This window comes from Cellvibrio sp. PSBB006, assembly GCF_002162135.1.
GTDB lineage: Bacteria > Pseudomonadota > Gammaproteobacteria > Pseudomonadales > Cellvibrionaceae > Cellvibrio.
Genome location: NZ_CP021382.1, coordinates 1521479 through 1537912, shown reverse-complemented (window position 1 = coordinate 1537912; position 16434 = coordinate 1521479). Strand labels below are relative to the sequence as shown.

At 50.2% G+C, this 16434-nt stretch carries 12 protein-coding genes; 11 read left to right on the top strand and 1 reads right to left on the bottom strand.

Annotated features, from left to right (window positions below):
• Positions 1 to 45: 45 nt before the first annotated feature.
• The gene (locus CBR65_RS06385; protein WP_087466090.1) at positions 46 to 1326 is read right to left on the bottom strand and encodes a citrate synthase; all 1281 of its coding nucleotides are present in this window, start codon (positions 1324 to 1326) and stop codon (positions 46 to 48) included.
• Positions 1327 to 1941: 615 nt separating this feature from the next.
• On the opposite strand from CBR65_RS06385, the gene sdhC reads away from it, so the two are divergent.
• The 11 genes from sdhC (at position 1942) to CBR65_RS06325 (ending at position 16415) form a co-directional block, all read left to right on the top strand.
• Complete coding sequence (gene sdhC / locus CBR65_RS06375; RefSeq protein WP_087466088.1) at positions 1942 to 2316, top strand: succinate dehydrogenase, cytochrome b556 subunit; 375 nt, start codon at positions 1942 to 1944, stop codon at positions 2314 to 2316.
• Positions 2310 to 2678, top strand: coding sequence for a succinate dehydrogenase, hydrophobic membrane anchor protein (gene sdhD, locus CBR65_RS06370; protein WP_087466087.1), 369 nt, complete (start codon positions 2310 to 2312; stop codon positions 2676 to 2678). The genes sdhC and sdhD overlap by 7 nt, the downstream gene beginning before the upstream one ends.
• Positions 2679 to 2682: 4 nt before the next feature.
• Complete coding sequence (sdhA, locus tag CBR65_RS06365; protein WP_087466086.1) at positions 2683 to 4455, top strand: succinate dehydrogenase flavoprotein subunit; 1773 nt, start codon at positions 2683 to 2685, stop codon at positions 4453 to 4455.
• Positions 4456 to 4471: 16 nt separating this feature from the next.
• On the top strand, positions 4472 to 5176 hold the full coding sequence (locus tag CBR65_RS06360; protein ID WP_087466085.1) for a succinate dehydrogenase iron-sulfur subunit: 705 nt from the start codon (positions 4472 to 4474) through the stop codon (positions 5174 to 5176).
• Between the two features lie 251 nt (positions 5177 to 5427).
• Positions 5428 to 8262: a 2-oxoglutarate dehydrogenase E1 component gene (locus tag CBR65_RS06355; RefSeq protein WP_087466084.1), complete on the top strand. Its 2835-nt coding sequence runs from the start codon at positions 5428 to 5430 to the stop codon at positions 8260 to 8262.
• A 51-nt stretch (positions 8263 to 8313) separates the two neighbouring features.
• Positions 8314 to 9534: a 2-oxoglutarate dehydrogenase complex dihydrolipoyllysine-residue succinyltransferase gene (gene odhB / locus CBR65_RS06350; protein ID WP_087466083.1), complete on the top strand. Its 1221-nt coding sequence runs from the start codon at positions 8314 to 8316 to the stop codon at positions 9532 to 9534.
• Between the two features lie 90 nt (positions 9535 to 9624).
• Positions 9625 to 11064 carry a dihydrolipoyl dehydrogenase gene (gene lpdA / locus CBR65_RS06345; RefSeq protein ID WP_087466082.1) on the top strand — a complete coding sequence of 480 codons (1440 nt, stop codon included), beginning with the start codon at positions 9625 to 9627 and terminating at the stop codon, positions 11062 to 11064.
• Positions 11065 to 11256: 192 nt separating this feature from the next.
• A complete protein-coding gene (gene sucC, locus CBR65_RS06340; protein WP_087466081.1) occupies positions 11257 to 12423 on the top strand; it encodes an ADP-forming succinate--CoA ligase subunit beta in 1167 nt (388 codons plus the stop codon).
• A 19-nt stretch (positions 12424 to 12442) separates the two neighbouring features.
• Positions 12443 to 13315 (top strand): succinate--CoA ligase subunit alpha, encoded by an 873-nt coding sequence (gene sucD / locus CBR65_RS06335; RefSeq protein ID WP_087466080.1) that lies wholly within the window; start codon positions 12443 to 12445, stop codon positions 13313 to 13315.
• A 296-nt stretch (positions 13316 to 13611) separates the two neighbouring features.
• Positions 13612 to 15201 (top strand): pectate lyase, encoded by a 1590-nt coding sequence (locus CBR65_RS06330; protein ID WP_232461373.1) that lies wholly within the window; start codon positions 13612 to 13614, stop codon positions 15199 to 15201.
• Between the two features lie 105 nt (positions 15202 to 15306).
• Positions 15307 to 16415 (top strand): IS3 family transposase gene (locus tag CBR65_RS06325; RefSeq protein ID WP_087466078.1). Its coding sequence is split into 2 segments (ribosomal slippage): positions 15307 to 15559 and positions 15559 to 16415, totalling 1110 coding nucleotides; the frame shifts between segments, so codons are not numbered across the junction.
• Positions 16416 to 16434: the final 19 nt, after the last annotated feature.

Genomic DNA, 16434 nt, shown 5'->3' with positions numbered 1-16434 from the left:
GAAAAAGGGCTGCAATTGCAGCCCTTTTCTTGCAAACAATAAATCTTATTTGCTGGGATAGTCGCGCTGAACGCTGCCTGTATAAAGTTGGCGCGGGCGACCGATTTTGTAAGCAGCACTGACCATTTCATCCCAGTGAGCATACCAGCCCACGGCACGGCCAGTAGCAAAGATCACCGTAAACATCTCGGTAGGGATGCCGATGGCCTTCATGATGATGCCAGAGTAGAAGTCCACATTTGGATATAATTTTTTCTGAATGAAATATTCATCTTCCAGGGCAATTTTTTCCAAACGCTTGGCTATCGCCAGCAGAGGATCATTTTCCAATCCTAATTCAGCCAGAACTTCATCACAGGTTTGCTTCATGACTTTGGCGCGAGGGTCAAAGTTTTTGTAAACACGGTGACCGAAGCCCATCAGGCGGAACGGATCATTTTTGTCTTTTGCTTTGGCAACGAATTTATCAATGTTGTCCACGCTGCCGATTTCTTCCAACATTTTTAATACGGCTTCGTTAGCGCCGCCATGGGCTGGTCCCCACAATGTGGCAATCCCGGCGGCGATAGCGGCAAACGGGTTGGTGCCGGAAGAGCCAGAGAGGCGTACTGTTGATGTTGATGCATTTTGCTCGTGGTCCGCATGAAGAATAAAAATGCGGTCCATGGCTTTGGCCAACACTTGGCTTACTTTGGATGCCTGTCCTGCTTTGCCGAAGGTCATATTTAAATAATTTTCTGCATAACCAAGTGCGCTGTCCGGCGCGATAAATTCTTCGCCCTGGCTGTGCTTGTAAACCATGGCAGCCAATGTAGGCATTTGGCCGATTAAGCGGTGTGCTGTAACTTTACGGTCTTCTTCCCGAGTGATATCAAGCCCTTCATTATAAACAGCGGCGAGAGCAGCTACTGCACTGCACAGAATTGCCATGGGGTGTGCATCGCGTTTGAAGGTTTTGATGAGGGCAGCTACAGAAGGGTCGACAGCGGATTGGTTTTTGACGGCGTTGGTAAATTCTTGCTTTTGAGTATCGTTTGGGAGTTCGCCGTTTAGTAGCAGGTAACAGGTTTCGAGGTAATCAGAATGGTCAGCTAATTGATCAATGGGGTAACCACGGTGGAGCAGAATACCTTTGTCGCCATCAATGAAAGTAATCTTGGATTCACATGAGGCGGTGGACATAAAGCCCGGATCGAAGGTAAAAAAGCCGTTCTTGGTAATGCTGGTAACGTCGATAACGTCAGGACCGGTAGAGCTGTTATAAATGGGCAACTCAATTGCCGCATCCAAGCCGTCAACCGTTAAGTGTGCTTTCTTGTCAGTCATTACTGACTCCTGTAGTTACTAATAAAGGCTTACGTACATGGCAGGAGGCCAAGACAGGTTGATAAACGGGGCACAACTATAAGGATAGATTTAGCTTTGTCAAATTGTGGGGAGTCCGTTTGCGGTCGGCATTATAGATGACTTACTACGCTGGATGATAGCTTTTGCCGTTATTTACCCTATGGATGCGCCACGGTTCCTGCTTCGCTTTTTTTGTTGGCAGCGCTGTCAATTTTTATAGTCTCTATCAATCATCCTGATAAGAAAATCCTTGCTTATGTTGCTTCTGCACTTTTATAGCGCGCGTTTGTTTGGCGATGTTCTCTTTTGATGCGTAATTGGTAATAAAGCGACAGGAAATCGATAAATTTCTGTGGATTTGATTGCCATTTTGGGTCGGCTTTTTGTTTGTGTTTCTGAAGTTCACTCTCTATAATACGGCGCGACTTGCAGGATGCGGCTGGTGACAACCTTTAACTCTCCTGTTTTTATTGAAATCTGCTATCAGTAACTCGTGGTACAGGGTCGATTTGGACGATAGGTTGAGGTAAAGCGTTGAGCCCAACGCTCATTCTTAAAACCTGCCCGCGATGGGCAAAAAGGTGACTATCAACCGTGAACAAAAAAAGACCTGTCAATCTCGATATATCCACTATCAAACTTCCTATCACCGCTTACGTTTCTATCCTTCATCGCATCTCTGGTGTTTTCCTTTTTGCCGGCATGGCCGTATTACTTTGGCTGTTGGACGCAAGTCTGGCCTCGGAGGAAAGCTTTGCTGCGATGAAAGAGTCTCTGAATGATCCGGTTTACAAGTTCGTACTCTGGGGTGTGCTCTCTGTGCTTGCTTACCACACCGTTGCTGGTGTGCGCCATCTGACAATGGATGGCGGCGTAGGTGAGACCTTAAAAGGTGGTCAATTGGGTGCCAGGCTTGTGGTGCTGTTGGCCATTGTATTGATCGTAATAGCCGGAGTATGGATATGGTAACTGCAGTAACCAGTTTTGGTCGTAGTGGTCTGTATGATTGGTTGATTCAGCGCGTTGGCGCTGTGATATTGACAGCCTATACAATCTTTCTCGTCGTTTATATTGCCATGAATCCTGGCCTGGATTTCGCTCAGTGGAGCGCGCTCTATAATCAGCTATGGATGCGCATCTTCAGCCTGCTCGCTCTTATTTCATTTATTACACATGCCTGGATCGGACTTTGGTCTGTCTTGACGGACTATCTCACCAACCGTTTGTTGGGAGCCAAGGCTACTGTGTTGCGTCTGATTGCGCAGACAGTATTGGGTGTTGCCGCTGTGACCTACCTGGTCTGGGGCGTTGAAATTTTGTGGGGGCTCTAGGCTGATGGCTAACATGCGAACAATTTCATTTGACGGTATTGTGATTGGCGGCGGCGGCGCAGGCATGCGTGCTGCACTGCAATTGGCACAATCCGGTTACAAAACGGCGGTAATTACCAAAGTATTTCCAACCCGCTCGCACACTGTATCTGCTCAAGGCGGGATTACCTGCGCTATCGCGAGTGCTGACCCGAATGATGACTGGCGCTGGCACATGTATGACACCATCAAGGGGTCTGATTACATCGGCGACCAGGATGCTATCGAATATATGTGTTCTGTCGGGCCGGAAGCGGTCTTTGAATTGGAGCACATGGGTTTACCTTTCTCCCGTACTGAAAATGGCCGCATTTATCAGCGTCCCTTTGGCGGTCAATCAAAGGATTTTGGCAAAGGCGGCCAGGCGGCCCGTACCTGTGCGGCAGCAGACCGTACCGGTCACGCGCTTCTGCACACCCTTTATCAGGGAAACCTTAAGAATAAAACGGTCTTTTTGAACGAATGGTTCGCCGTTGACCTGGTGAAGAATCAGGACGGCGCCGTTGTCGGTGTGATTGCTATTAACATCGAAGATGGCGAAACAGTCTACGTTAAAGCCAAGGCAACCGTCCTGGCGACTGGCGGTGCCGGCCGTATTTATTCCTCTACCACCAACGCTCACATCAACACGGGCGATGGTATTGGTATGGTGTTGCGTGCCGGTTTCCCGGTGCAGGATATCGAGATGTGGCAGTTCCACCCGACTGGTATTGCCGGCGCGGGTGTTCTGGTTACGGAAGGGTGTCGCGGTGAAGGTGGCTACCTGATCAATAAAGATGGCGAACGCTTTATGGAGCGTTATGCCCCCAATGCCAAAGACCTTGCCGGTCGTGATGTTGTGGCTCGCTCCATGGTTCAGGAAATCCTGGAAGGACGTGGTTGCGGCCCGAACGGTGATCACGTGCTGCTTAAGCTCGATCACCTGGGTGAAGAAGTGCTTGAGAGCAAGCTACCCGGTATCTGTGAATTGTCACGTACCTTTGCGCACGTTGACCCGGTTTATGCTCCCATTCCGGTTGTACCCACGTGCCATTATATGATGGGCGGTGTACCAACCAATGTGAATGGCCAGGCGTTGACTGTTGATGCAAATGGTAAAGATGCTGTCATCGATGGCCTCTACGCTTGCGGAGAAGTGGCGTGTGTATCCGTGCATGGTGCCAATCGCCTCGGCGGAAACTCGCTGCTGGATCTGGTGGTATTTGGTCGTGCGGCAGGTTTGTATATCGAAAAAGCATTGCGTGAAGGTATTGAGCAACGTGATGCCACCCAGGCCGATATCGAAGCTTCCATGGCTCGCCTGAACAAAATTAACACCTCAACCAGCGGCGAAAGCGCTGCTGTGCTGCGCAAGGAATTGCAAACCATCATGCAGAATTACTTCGGTGTATTCCGTAAAGGTGAATACATGCAGAAGGGTATTCAGCAGTTGGCAGAGCTGCGTCCGCGTGTTGAAAATGTATGCATCACCGATAAGAGCAGCGCGTTCAATACTGCCCGTATCGAAGCACTTGAGTTGCAAAATCTGTTGGAAGTGGCCGAAGCGACCGCCATTGCGGCGGAAGAGCGCAAGGAGTCTCGCGGTGCTCACGCCCGAGAAGATTTCCAGGATCGCGATGACCAGAACTGGTTATGCCATTCCATTTATTTCCCGGCTGACAAACGTGTCGCCAAGCGTGCGGTGAATTTTGCACCGCGCACTATGGAAGCGTTTGAACCTAAAGTTCGTACTTATTAATCGGGGAGACAGATAAATGTTGAAAGTTGAAGTCTACCGCTACAATCCTGACGCCGATAAAGAGCCGTACATGAAAACCTATGAGATCGATACTCAGGGTAAAGATCTTATGGTGCTGGATGTGCTGGAATTATTAAAAGCCCAGGATGAAAGCCTGGCTTACCGTCGCTCATGCCGCGAAGGTGTTTGTGGTTCTGATGGCATGAACATCAACGGCAAGAATGGTTTGGCTTGTATCAAGCCTATATCCGAATGTGTCAAGAACAACAAATTGGTGCTGCGCCCGCTGCCAGGTTTACCGGTAATCCGTGACCTCGTAGTCGATATGACCCAATTCTACGACCAGTACAAGAAAATTGAACCTTATTTGCAGAACGACACGCCAGCGCCAGCGATCGAACGGTTACAATCTCCGGAAGATCGTGAGAAGCTGGATGGCTTGTATGAGTGTATACTCTGTGCCTGTTGTTCAACCAGTTGCCCATCTTTTTGGTGGAATCCGGACAAGTTCATCGGACCTGCCGGTTTGTTGCAGGCGTATCGTTTCCTGGCGGATAGCCGCGACCTCGCCACTGAAAAACGTTTGTCTAATCTGGACGATCCCTTCAGCGTATTCCGCTGCCACGGTATCCAGAACTGTGTGGCGGTTTGTCCCAAAGGGTTGAACCCGACACGGGCCATTGGCCATATCCGCAACATGCTGTTACAGAGCGCTACCTAAGGTGGCGCTTTTGTGTATTTGCAGGCGGTAAATCTTTGATGCCTTGCGCTTGATAGCCCAGAACATCAGCGCAAGGTATTAACACTGTTCGCTGTAATTATGAACACAGCGGCTTAAAAGCGGCGCCTTCGACCACAAGTTGAGGGCGTTATTGTAGCTAACAGCTAGTTGATAGCAGGGGTAGTGGGCAGAGCCCAGGTCAGCGTCCTTCGCAGGTTATGCTGGCGGTCCCCATGATTAAGGTGGGTGGAATGCAAGACAGCATCATGGAGCAATTTTGGAGCACGTCGCACATCTCCGGTGGGAACGCTGCTTACGTCGAAGAGCTCTACGACAAGTATTTACACGACGCGAATGCCGTTCCCGAAGAATGGCGCAACTACTTCGAACAATTGCCGCGCGTCAACGGCGTTGTAACCCAGGATACCCCGCACTCGGTGATTCGTGCTCAGTTTGAGCAGCTAGGCAAGAGCCGCGTGCGTACCGTGACTGCTCCTGCAGCGGCGGGCTCAGTCAGCATTGAGCACGAGCGCAAGCAGGTAAAGGTTCTGCAACTTATCAGCTCCTATCGTTTCCGTGGGCATCAAAAAGCCCAGCTCGATCCACTAGGTTTGATGGAGCGTGAGCAGGTACCGGACCTTGACCTTGGTTTTCATGGCCTGACCAATGCTGACCTCGATACGGTTTTTCAGACCGGTAACCTGTATATCGGTAAAGAAGAAGCCCCTCTGCGTGACATCATCGCTGCGTTGGAAAAAACCTACTGTGGTCATGTCGGCCCGGAAATCATGCACATCACCAATCTGGCGGAAAAGCAATGGTTGCAGCAGCGTCTGGAGAGTGTGCGTTCCAACCCGGAATTCAGCAAAGAGCAGCGTCTGGCGGTACTGGAGCGTTTGACCGCAGCCGAAGGCCTTGAGCGTCACCTGGACAGTAAATACCCGGGTACCAAACGCTTCGGTCTGGAAGGTGGTGAGAGTTTTATCCCCCTTGTTGATGCCTTGGTGAAACGCGCTGGTACCTACGGTGCGAAAGAAATTGTCCTGGGCATGGCCCACCGCGGTCGCTTGAATACGCTGGTTAACGTGTTCGGTAAAAGCCCGGCGGATTTGTTTGCCGAGTTTGATGGCCGTCGTCTGGTTGATACGTCCGGGGATGTGAAATATCACCAGGGCTTCTCGTCCAACGTGATGACGCCGGGTGGCGAATTGCACATGGCAATGGCATTTAACCCGTCGCATCTGGAAATTGTATCTCCGGTGGTAGAAGGTTCTGTGCGTGCACGCCAGGATCGCCGCAAAGATAAAGTGGGTGGCAAGGTTGTGCCTATCGTCGTCCATGGTGATGCAGCATTTGCTGGCCAGGGTGTAGTGATGGAAACCTTCCAGATGTCACAGACCCGTGCGTATGGCACCGGCGGAACACTGCACCTCGTGATCAACAATCAGGTCGGTTTCACCACCAGCAAACGTGAAGATGCCCGTTCCACCGAGTACTGCACCGATGTGGCCAAGATGATTGAATGCCCCATCCTCCACGTGAACGGTGATGATCCTGATGCGGTCCTGTTTGTGGCGCAATTGGCCATGGATTACCGCTACGAGTTTAAGAAAGATGTGGTTATCGATCTGGTATGTTACCGCCGTCGTGGTCACAACGAGACTGATGAACCGTCAGCGACTCAACCCTTGATGTACAAGGTGATTCGCAGCCATAAAACTACGCGTACCTTGTACGCCGATAAGTTGATCAGTGCTGGTCTGCTGGATCAGGCAACGGCTGACGAGATGACCAACAACTATCGTGCAGCACTGGATCGCGGTGAGCACGTAGCCAGTGGTCTGGTGAGTGAGCCGGATCGTTCACTCTTTGTCGACTGGTCCGCCTACATCGGTCATGATTGGACCGCACCCAGCGATACCGGTGTTGAGCTAAAAGCCTTACAAGCGATTGCCAATAAAATGTGTGAGGTGCCCGATGGCATCGTCATGCAAAAGCAAGTTGAAAAAATCTACGAAGACCGCCGCAAGATGGCGGGTGGTGCTCTGCCGCTTAACTGGGGTATGGCGGAGACATTGGCCTATGCCACTCTGGTGGAGCAAGGTTACTTTGTTCGTATGACCGGTCAGGATGTGGGACGCGGTACCTTCTCTCATCGACATGCGGTAGTTCATAGCCAAAAAGACGGCTCCAGCTACGTACCTCTGTCGCATATGAAAGAGGGACAGCCGGATTTCGAACTCTATGATTCTTATCTGTCAGAAGAAGCTGTATTAGCATTTGAATATGGTTATGCCACCACGGCGCCTGGCGGATTAGTTATTTGGGAAGCGCAATTTGGCGATTTTGCTAACGGTGCGCAAGTCGTGATTGACCAATTTATTACCAGTGGCGAACACAAGTGGGGCCGTCTGTGCGGCCTGACAATGTTGTTGCCGCACGGATATGAAGGTCAGGGGCCAGAGCACTCTTCTGCACGCCTTGAGCGTTTCATGCAGTTGTGTGCCGAACACAATATTCAGGTCTGTGTGCCTACAACGCCGGCGCAAGTTTTCCACATGCTGCGTCGTCAGGCTGTTCGTCCGATGCGCCGTCCCTTGGTGGTAATGAGCCCCAAGTCGCTGCTGCGTCACAAGTTGGCAACCTCCACGTTGGAAGAGCTGGCCAATGGTCAATTCCAGAACGTAATTGCCGATGACAGTGTCGATCCGGCTAAAGTGAAGCGCGCCATCCTGTGTAGTGGCAAGGTTTACTACAATCTCTTGGAAGAACGTATTGCCCGTAATCAGGATAACGTTGCGCTGATTCGTCTTGAACAACTTTATCCATTCCCCGAACAAGAGCTGCGTGCCGCACTGGCGCCTTATGCCAATTTGCAGGATATCCGTTGGTGTCAGGAAGAGCCGATGAATCAGGGCGCCTGGTACAGCAGCCAGCATCACATGCGTCGTGTGGTGCACGATCACAATCCAGATCTGTATCTGGATTACATTGGTCGCGATGCATCGGCAGCACCAGCGGGCGGCTATATGTCTGCTCACCTTGAAGAACAAACACGTTTCATCAACGAAGCACTGAATGTCTAGTATTCAGTATGAGATGTTTACCGAATCACAGCGAGAGATAAAGGAAGAGCAATGAGTATTGAAATTAAAGCCCCGACTTTCCCTGAATCCGTGCAGGATGGGACTATTGCGACCTGGCACAAGAAGCCGGGTGAAGCCGTATCACGCGATGAGCTGATCGTTGATATCGAAACCGATAAAGTCGTGTTGGAAGTTGTGGCGCCGGCTGATGGCAGCCTCAGTGAAATCATAAAAGGTGAGGGCGACACAGTTCTTAGCAATGAAGTGATTGCCAAGTTTGTGGAAGGCGCTGCGGCCGCCCCGGCTGAAAATAAAGAAGCCAAAGCGGAAGCACCGGCTGCGGAAGCCAAGCCGGCCGCCGGCGGTGACAAGTTGGTCAATCCTGCGGCACGCAAGATGGCAAGCGAAAATAACATCAATGCCGCTGAAGTATCCGGCACGGGCAAAGATGGACGTGTTACCAAAGAAGACGTCGCCAATCATTTGAAGTCCGCTCCGGCGAGTGCGCCGGCTGCAAAAACTTCCTCGACCGCAGCTGCGCCAGTACCGGCGATGGATGCTGTGGGTGATCGCGTTGAAAAACGTGTGCCGATGACTCGCCTGCGTAAGCGTATTGCTGAGCGTCTGTTGGAAGCATCCAGCACCACGGCCATGTTAACCACCTTCAATGAGGTGAACATGGGTCCGATCATGGAGCTGCGCGCCAAATACAAAGATCAATTTGAAAAAGCCCATAACGGCACCCGTCTGGGTTTTATGAGTTTCTTTGTGAAAGCGGCTGCGGAAGCACTGCGCCGTTTCCCGGCGGTCAATGCGTCAATTGATAACAACGACATCGTTTATCACGGTTATCAGGACATCGGTGTGGCTGTTTCTACCGACAAAGGTCTGGTGGTTCCCGTATTGCGCAACGCAGAAAATATGAGCCTGGCAACGATTGAAAATACCATTCGTGATTTTGGTCTGCGTGCCCGCGACGGCAAATTGGGCATTGAAGAAATGTCTGGCGGTACTTTCACCATCACCAACGGCGGTGTGTTTGGTTCGCTGCTGTCTACTCCCATTCTGAATCTGCCGCAGTCTGCCATTCTCGGAATGCACAAGATTCAGGAGCGCCCGATGGCCGTTAACGGCGAAGTAAAAATTCTGCCGATGATGTACCTGGCGCTGTCCTACGATCACCGTCTGCTGGACGGTAAAGAAGCGGTGCAATTCCTGGTAGCGATCAAAGATCTGCTTGAAGATCCGGCGCGCATTCTGTTGGAAATCTAGGTTATCCATTTCGGTTAACTGATGCCCCGTCTTACTTGGGTTGCCCGATAATTCGGGCAACCACATCGACCAAATTTGGGAACGAAAGCTATGTCTGAAAAATATGATGTGATCGTAATTGGTTCCGGTCCTGCCGGCTATGTGGCAGCAATTCGTGCTGCACAATTGGGATTAAAAACCGCGTGCATTGAGAAGTGGCGCAACGAAGAAGGTAAAGGCGTGAACGGCGGTACGTGTTTGAACGTCGGTTGTATTCCTTCCAAAGCGCTGCTCGATAGTTCATACAAGTATCATGAAGCCAAAGACGACTTTAAAGTTCACGGCATTACCTCTAAAGGTATTGAAATCGATGTGCCATCGATGATCGCGCGTAAAGCGCAGATCGTTAAGCAATTGACCGGTGGTATTGCTGCACTGTTCAAAGCGAATGGTGTGACCGGTTTATACGGCACAGGTAAATTGCTGGCTGGGCGTAAAGTCGAGTTCACTGACAACGAAGGTAAGGCGTCTGTCCTTGAAGCAGAAAATGTGATTCTGGCGTCCGGCTCCAGTCCCATCAATATTCCTGTTGCTCCGGTCGATAACAAAATCATTGTCAACTCTACCGGTGCCCTGGAGTTTGATGCCGTACCAAAACGTCTGGGTGTGATTGGTGCGGGTGTGATTGGTCTTGAGTTGGGCAGCGTGTGGAATCGTTTAGGTTCACAGGTTGTCGTGCTGGAAGCGCTCGATAGCTTCCTCGCCATCATGGACCAGCAAATTGCCAAAGAGACGCAAAAAATTCTCACCAAACAAGGCCTGGATATTCGCACCAGTTGCCGCGTAACCGGCTCGGAAGTGAAGGGCAATGAAGTTGTTGTTACCTACACCGACAAAGACGGTAAAGAGCAAAAAGAAACCTTTGATAAATTGATTGTGTGTGTAGGCCGTCGTCCTTATACCGAAGGTTTGTTGGCTGCTGACAGCGGCGTAAATCTCGATGAGCGCGGCTTCATCTATGTTAACGACTTGTGCTCCACCAACGCGCCCGGTGTATGGGCTGTCGGTGATGTGGTGCGTGGGCCGATGTTGGCGCACAAAGGTTCGGAAGAAGGTGTGATGGTTGCTGAACGCATTGCCGGCCAAAAAACCGTGATGAACTACGACATCATCCCTAATGTTATCTACACCCATCCGGAAGTGGCCGCTGTTGGTAAAACTGAAGAGCAGGTTAAAGCAGCGGGTGAGCCATACAACGTGGGCACTTTCCCCTTTGCTGCCAGTGGTCGCGCCATGGCCGCCAACGAAACCCAGGGCCTGGTGAAGATCATTGCCCATGCTGAAACTGATCGCATCCTCGGTTGCCATATCGTTGGCCCAAGCGCTGCCGACCTGGTTCAGCAAGTCGCTATTGCTATGGAGTTCGGTTCCAGTGCAGAAGACATTGGCATGATGGTATTTGGTCACCCAACCTTGTCTGAAGCCATTCACGAAGCAGCTCTGGCTGTGCATGGTCACGCCATTCACATTGCCAACAAGAAGAAGCGCTGATAATCGACCCGCAACATATTGTTGCAGTTCGGTTTCGATGAAGATGAAGAAGACCGCAGAGTCTTACGCTTGAGTTAATAACTCACCCCAGGGGGCGGCGCTGTTCACAAGACTGCGTCGTCATCGATAACTTCCGTTGGCTTGTTATGAATACTCATCAAGCTCAACCATTCGTCAAAATGGAATAACACCATGAATTTGCACGAGTATCAGGGTAAACAACTTTTTGCCCAATATGGTTTGCCTGTATCCAAAGGCATCGCCGCAGCGACTGTTGCTGAAGCGGTAGAAGCCGCCGACAAGATCGGTGGTGATATGTTTGTTGTTAAGGCTCAGGTTCACGCCGGTGGTCGCGGTAAAGCGGGCGGTGTAAAGCTCGTTAAAAGCAAAGATGAAATCAAAGCCTTTGCCGAAAAGTGGTTAGGCAAAAACCTGGTGACTTACCAAACTGATGAGAAAGGCCAACCGGTTAGCCGCATTCTGGTGGAAACCTGCACTGACATCGCTAAAGAGTTGTATCTGGGCGCTGTGGTTGATCGTTCAAGCCGTCGTATCGTGTTCATGGCTTCCACCGAAGGTGGTGTAGAGATCGAGAAAGTTGCACACGAAACCCCGGAAAAAATTCTCAAAGCGACTATTGATCCTTTAGTGGGTGCGCAACCGTTCCAGGGGCGCGAGCTGGCGTTCAAGTTGGGTCTGGAAGGCAAACAAGTCAGTCAGTTCGTTAATATTTTCCTCGGTTTGGCCAAACTGTTTAAAGAAAAAGATCTGGCACTGCTGGAAGTTAACCCACTGGTTATTACACCAGAAGGTAACTTGCACTGCCTGGATGCCAAATTGGTCATCGATGGTAATGCTCTGTACCGTCATCCCGAATTAAAAGAAATGCAAGATCCTTCACAGGAAGATGCGCGTGAAGCGCACGCTGCTTCCTGGGAACTTAACTACGTAGCGCTCGACGGCAACATCGGCTGCATGGTTAACGGCGCCGGTCTGGCAATGGGTACCATGGATATCGTTAAGTTGCACGGCGGTCAACCCGCTAACTTCCTTGACGTGGGCGGTGGTGCAACAAAAGAACGTGTGGTTGAAGCATTCAAAATTATTTTGTCAGACGACAATGTTAAAGCCGTATTCATCAATATCTTTGGTGGTATTGTGCGTTGCGACATGATCGCTGAAGGCGTTATCGGCGCTGTGAAAGAAGTTGGCGTAAAAGTACCGGTTGTTGTTCGCTTGCAAGGCAATAACGCTGAACTGGGTGCAAAAGTGCTGACTGACAGCGGCTTGAATATCATTGCTGACACCGACCTGACTGGCGCTGCCCAGAAAGTGGTTGCTGCAGCGGCTAACGCATAAGGGGCCCAGGGGGAAAATCATGAGCGTTTTAATTAACAAAGACACCAAAGTTATTTGTCAGGGTTTTACCGGTTCTCAGGGCACTTTCCACTCTGAACAAGCGATCGCCTATGGCACCAAGATGGTCGGCGGTGTAACGCCGGGTAAAGGCGGCCAAACTCACCTCGGTCTGCCAGTATTCAACACCGTTAAAGAAGCCGTAGAAGCCACTGGCGCTGAAGCGTCGGTTATTTATGTTCCGGCACCTTTCTGTAAGGATTCAATCCTTGAAGCAGCCAACGGCGGCATCAAACTGATTGTGTGTATTACTGAAGGTATCCCGACCCTGGATATGCTCGATGCAAAAGTAAGATGCGACGAGTTGGGTGTGCGTCTGATTGGACCAAACTGTCCTGGTGTGATCACTCCGGGTGAGTGCAAGATCGGTATTATGCCGGGTCACATTCACAAGCCAGGTAAAGTCGGTATTGTTTCTCGCTCCGGTACGCTGACGTACGAAGCCGTTAAACAAACCACTGACTACGGTTTTGGTCAGTCCACGTGTGTAGGTATTGGTGGTGATCCGATTCCGGGTTCCAACTTCATCGACATCCTGAAATTGTTCCAGGCAGACCCACAAACCGAAGCCATCGTCATGATCGGTGAAATCGGTGGTTCTGCGGAAGAAGAAGCGGCGGCATTTATCAAAGCGAATGTAACCAAGCCAGTTGTCTCTTATATCGCTGGTGTCACTGCGCCTGCCGGTAAGCGTATGGGACACGCCGGTGCAATTATCTCCGGTGGTAAAGGTACAGCTGCTGAGAAGTTTGCTGCGCTGGAAGATGCTGGTGTGAAGACTGTGAAAAGTCTGGCCGATATCGGCAAAGCCCTGAAAGAAGTTACCGGTTGGTAATTTTCGGATGGTAGAAAAAAGGCGACTTCGGTCGCCTTTTTTTATGGGGAAATAATAGTGTATATCCGCGCATTCCGGCCTACACGCCTGAAAAACGCGATAAAAAATGTTAAGAGTCGATGCGGATCTGACATGAGCAGCTATCATCAAAAGATAACAATATTGTTTTATCGGTGAGAGTCATCGGTCTATCTACAATAACGACAGAGACTGACATGTTTGTGATCAAGCACCGCCTCAATATATCCAATTATTTATTTCGCGCATTATGCTCACTCTGCATATGCATCCTACCTGTGGTTTTTCCTGCTGCGACGACCTCTGCTGAACTCTCAGAAGAGCCATCACTTGATGAAGTGAAAGACACTATGAAGCGTGCGACACGCTTTATGGTGGAAAAGGTCAGCCACCGCGGAGGATATGTATGGTTCTATTTGCCGGATTTCTCACGCCGCTGGGGAGAGCTGGAAGCGCGTGAGACCATGATCTGGATTCAGCCGCCTGGAACGGCAACCATGGGCCATGTTTTTTTAGATGCTTATCATGCAACCGGCGATGAGTATTATTACGCAGCAGCAGAGCAGGTGGCCGGTGCAATCATCTGGGCTCAGCATCCGGCCGGGGGCTGGAATTACGTCGCCGATTTTGGCGGTGAAGCATCACTGCGCGATTGGTATAAGACGATCGGAAAAAATGCATGGCGTCTGGAGGAGTTCCATCATTATTACGGCAATGCTACCTTTGATGACGGTGGAACGGCGGAAGCGGCCAAATTCCTGTTGCGTCTATATAACGAAAAACTTGATCCTACCTATCGTCCGCCCCTTGATAAAGCAATCAGCTTTATGCTCGACAGCCAATACCCTATTGGTGGTTGGCCGCAGCGCTATCCGCTTCGCCATGAATATTCACGTAACGGGCAGCCTGATTACACATCGTTCATTACATTTAATGATGATGTCGCGCAGGAAAATATTGATTTCTTACTGATGTGCTATCAGGTATTGGGCGAGCAGCGTGTACGTGAACCTGTTATTCGCGCAATGAATGCCTTCCTGATTACTCAGTTGGGGCAGCCTCAGCCGGGTTGGGCATTGCAATACACGACGGAGCTACAACCCGCCGGCGCTCGCAGTTATGAACCACGTTCGCTTTCGCCAGCAACAACCGCCGAGAATGTTCGTCAATTGCTAAAATTTTATCGTATGACCGGCGAAACGAAATTTTTAGCGCGCATTCCGGACGCCTTGGACTGGCTTGATGCCGTGCGCCTGCCGCGTAAAAATGTCACTGGTGGTCGGACCCACCCTACCTTTGTTGAAGTCGGTACCGGTAAAACACTCTATACCCACCGGCATGGCTCTAATGTCACCAATGGCGAATATTATGTTGACTACGAACCGGGTAATGAATTAATCCATTACCGATCAATCCGCCATGTCGACGTTGAGCAATTGCGACAGCTCTTTAAAGAGGCAAAAGCACTAACTCCCGACGTGTTAACAAAAGGATCGCCCTTGAAAAGCAAAACAGCGGTGGAGCTTCCGCGTTACTTTACGCTGGGCAATATCAACCTATCGGATCTAAACACTCGTGCGCTGCCAACCTCCCTTGGTAAAAGCCTCAGCGAAGATGCGGAGCGCTTGAGAAAGGAGTTGAATCAGGAAGGTTACTGGCCTGTTAAGCTGCATTACACCACCAATTCTTATCGTGGTGGTGCACCCGCCACCGTTGCAGCAGGTAATTTTTCGAATACCAATGTCGGTGATCAGTGGGACACTTCACCTTATGAAACTGATGATCCTGTAACAGGCATTTCAACGGGTGCGTATATTAAAAATATGGGTGTTTTAATAAAGTATCTGGTGAAAAATCAGCAGGAATAAGGGTATTTGTTTGTAAAATTTATTTGATGAAGATGTCCACTTCCCCTATCCTGAGACAGACATAACTGGAGTTTTCTGAGAATATTATCTCAGGAGGCTACTATTATGAAGAAATCGCGATTCACCGAAAGCCAGATATTCAGCATCCTTAAAGAAGTGGATGCCGGGATGAAAGTAGAAACCGTCTGCCGTAAGCACGGCATTAGCAACGCGACGTACTACAACTGGAAGTCAAAATACGGCGGCATGGACACCTCCGAGCTGAAGCGCATGCGTGAGCTTGAAGAGGAAAATGCGAAGCTGAAAAAAATGTTCGCTGATGTCAGCCTCCAAAACCAGGCAATGAAGGAATTGTTTGCAAAAAAGGGTTGGTGACAGCAGAGAAAAAGGCCTGTGCACAGTCCTTGGTTGAACGCGGCGTTGATATTGCCAGCGCGTGTAAGCTGGCTAATGTCAGTCGGGCCAGTTACTACCGCCCCGAACGTGACTGGCGAAAACGGGATGCTGCTGTCATTGATGCGATTAACAACGAACTAAAACGTTCACCGCAAGCGGGCTTCTGGAAATGCTACGGGCGCATTCGCCACAAAGGTTATCCGTTTAATCACAAGCGCGTATACCGCGTGTATTGCCAAATGGGATTGAACTTGAAGCGCCGGGTTAAACGTGTTTTACCCAAGCGAATTGTTCAGCCACTGGCGGTTATTGCACAAGCCAATCATCAGTGGGCATTGGATTTTATGCACGACAGTTTGTACTGCGGCAAACGCTTCCGAACGCTGAATATCCTTGATGAAGGAACGCGTGAGTGCCTGGCTATTGAAGTCGATACGTCATTACCGGCTGAGCGAGTCGTTCGTGCGTTGGAACAGCTCAAGATAGAGCGCGGGCTACCAAGGCAATTGCGTGTGGATAATGGTCCAGAATTGATATCGGCGAGATTGACTGATTGGTGCGATGAGAATGACATCAAGCTGGTTTATATACAACCAGGCAAACCACAGCAAAATGGTTTTGTGGAGCGCTTTAACGGTTCTTTCCGGCGAGAGTTTTTGAATGCGTATTTGTTTGAATCACTGACTCAGGTAAGAGAAATGGTCTGGTTCTGGCGAGTGGATTACAACGAGGAGCGAACCCATGAAAGCCTTGGCCATCTGCCGCCTTCGGCTTATCGAGCAAAACTGGAAAACTCTAGTTTAGAAATGTCTCATTAATGGGGGAGTGGACAAAGAT

What these genes read in the sequence shown, in the direction of transcription:
- lpdA (WP_087466082.1), top strand. Translation starts at nt 9,625, where the DNA reads ATGTCTGAAAAATATGATGTGATCGTAATTGGTTCCGGTCCTGCCGGC.
- sucD (WP_087466080.1), top strand. Translation starts at nt 12,443, where the DNA reads ATGAGCGTTTTAATTAACAAAGACACCAAAGTTATTTGTCAGGGTTTT.
- sdhA (WP_087466086.1), top strand. Translation starts at nt 2,683, where the DNA reads ATGGCTAACATGCGAACAATTTCATTTGACGGTATTGTGATTGGCGGC.
- odhB (WP_087466083.1), top strand. Translation starts at nt 8,314, where the DNA reads ATGAGTATTGAAATTAAAGCCCCGACTTTCCCTGAATCCGTGCAGGAT.
- sdhD (WP_087466087.1), top strand. Translation starts at nt 2,310, where the DNA reads ATGGTAACTGCAGTAACCAGTTTTGGTCGTAGTGGTCTGTATGATTGG.
- CBR65_RS06385 (WP_087466090.1), bottom strand. Translation starts at nt 1,326, where the DNA reads ATGACTGACAAGAAAGCACACTTAACGGTTGACGGCTTGGATGCGGCA.
- CBR65_RS06355 (WP_087466084.1), top strand. Translation starts at nt 5,428, where the DNA reads ATGCAAGACAGCATCATGGAGCAATTTTGGAGCACGTCGCACATCTCC.
- sucC (WP_087466081.1), top strand. Translation starts at nt 11,257, where the DNA reads ATGAATTTGCACGAGTATCAGGGTAAACAACTTTTTGCCCAATATGGT.
- CBR65_RS06360 (WP_087466085.1), top strand. Translation starts at nt 4,472, where the DNA reads ATGTTGAAAGTTGAAGTCTACCGCTACAATCCTGACGCCGATAAAGAG.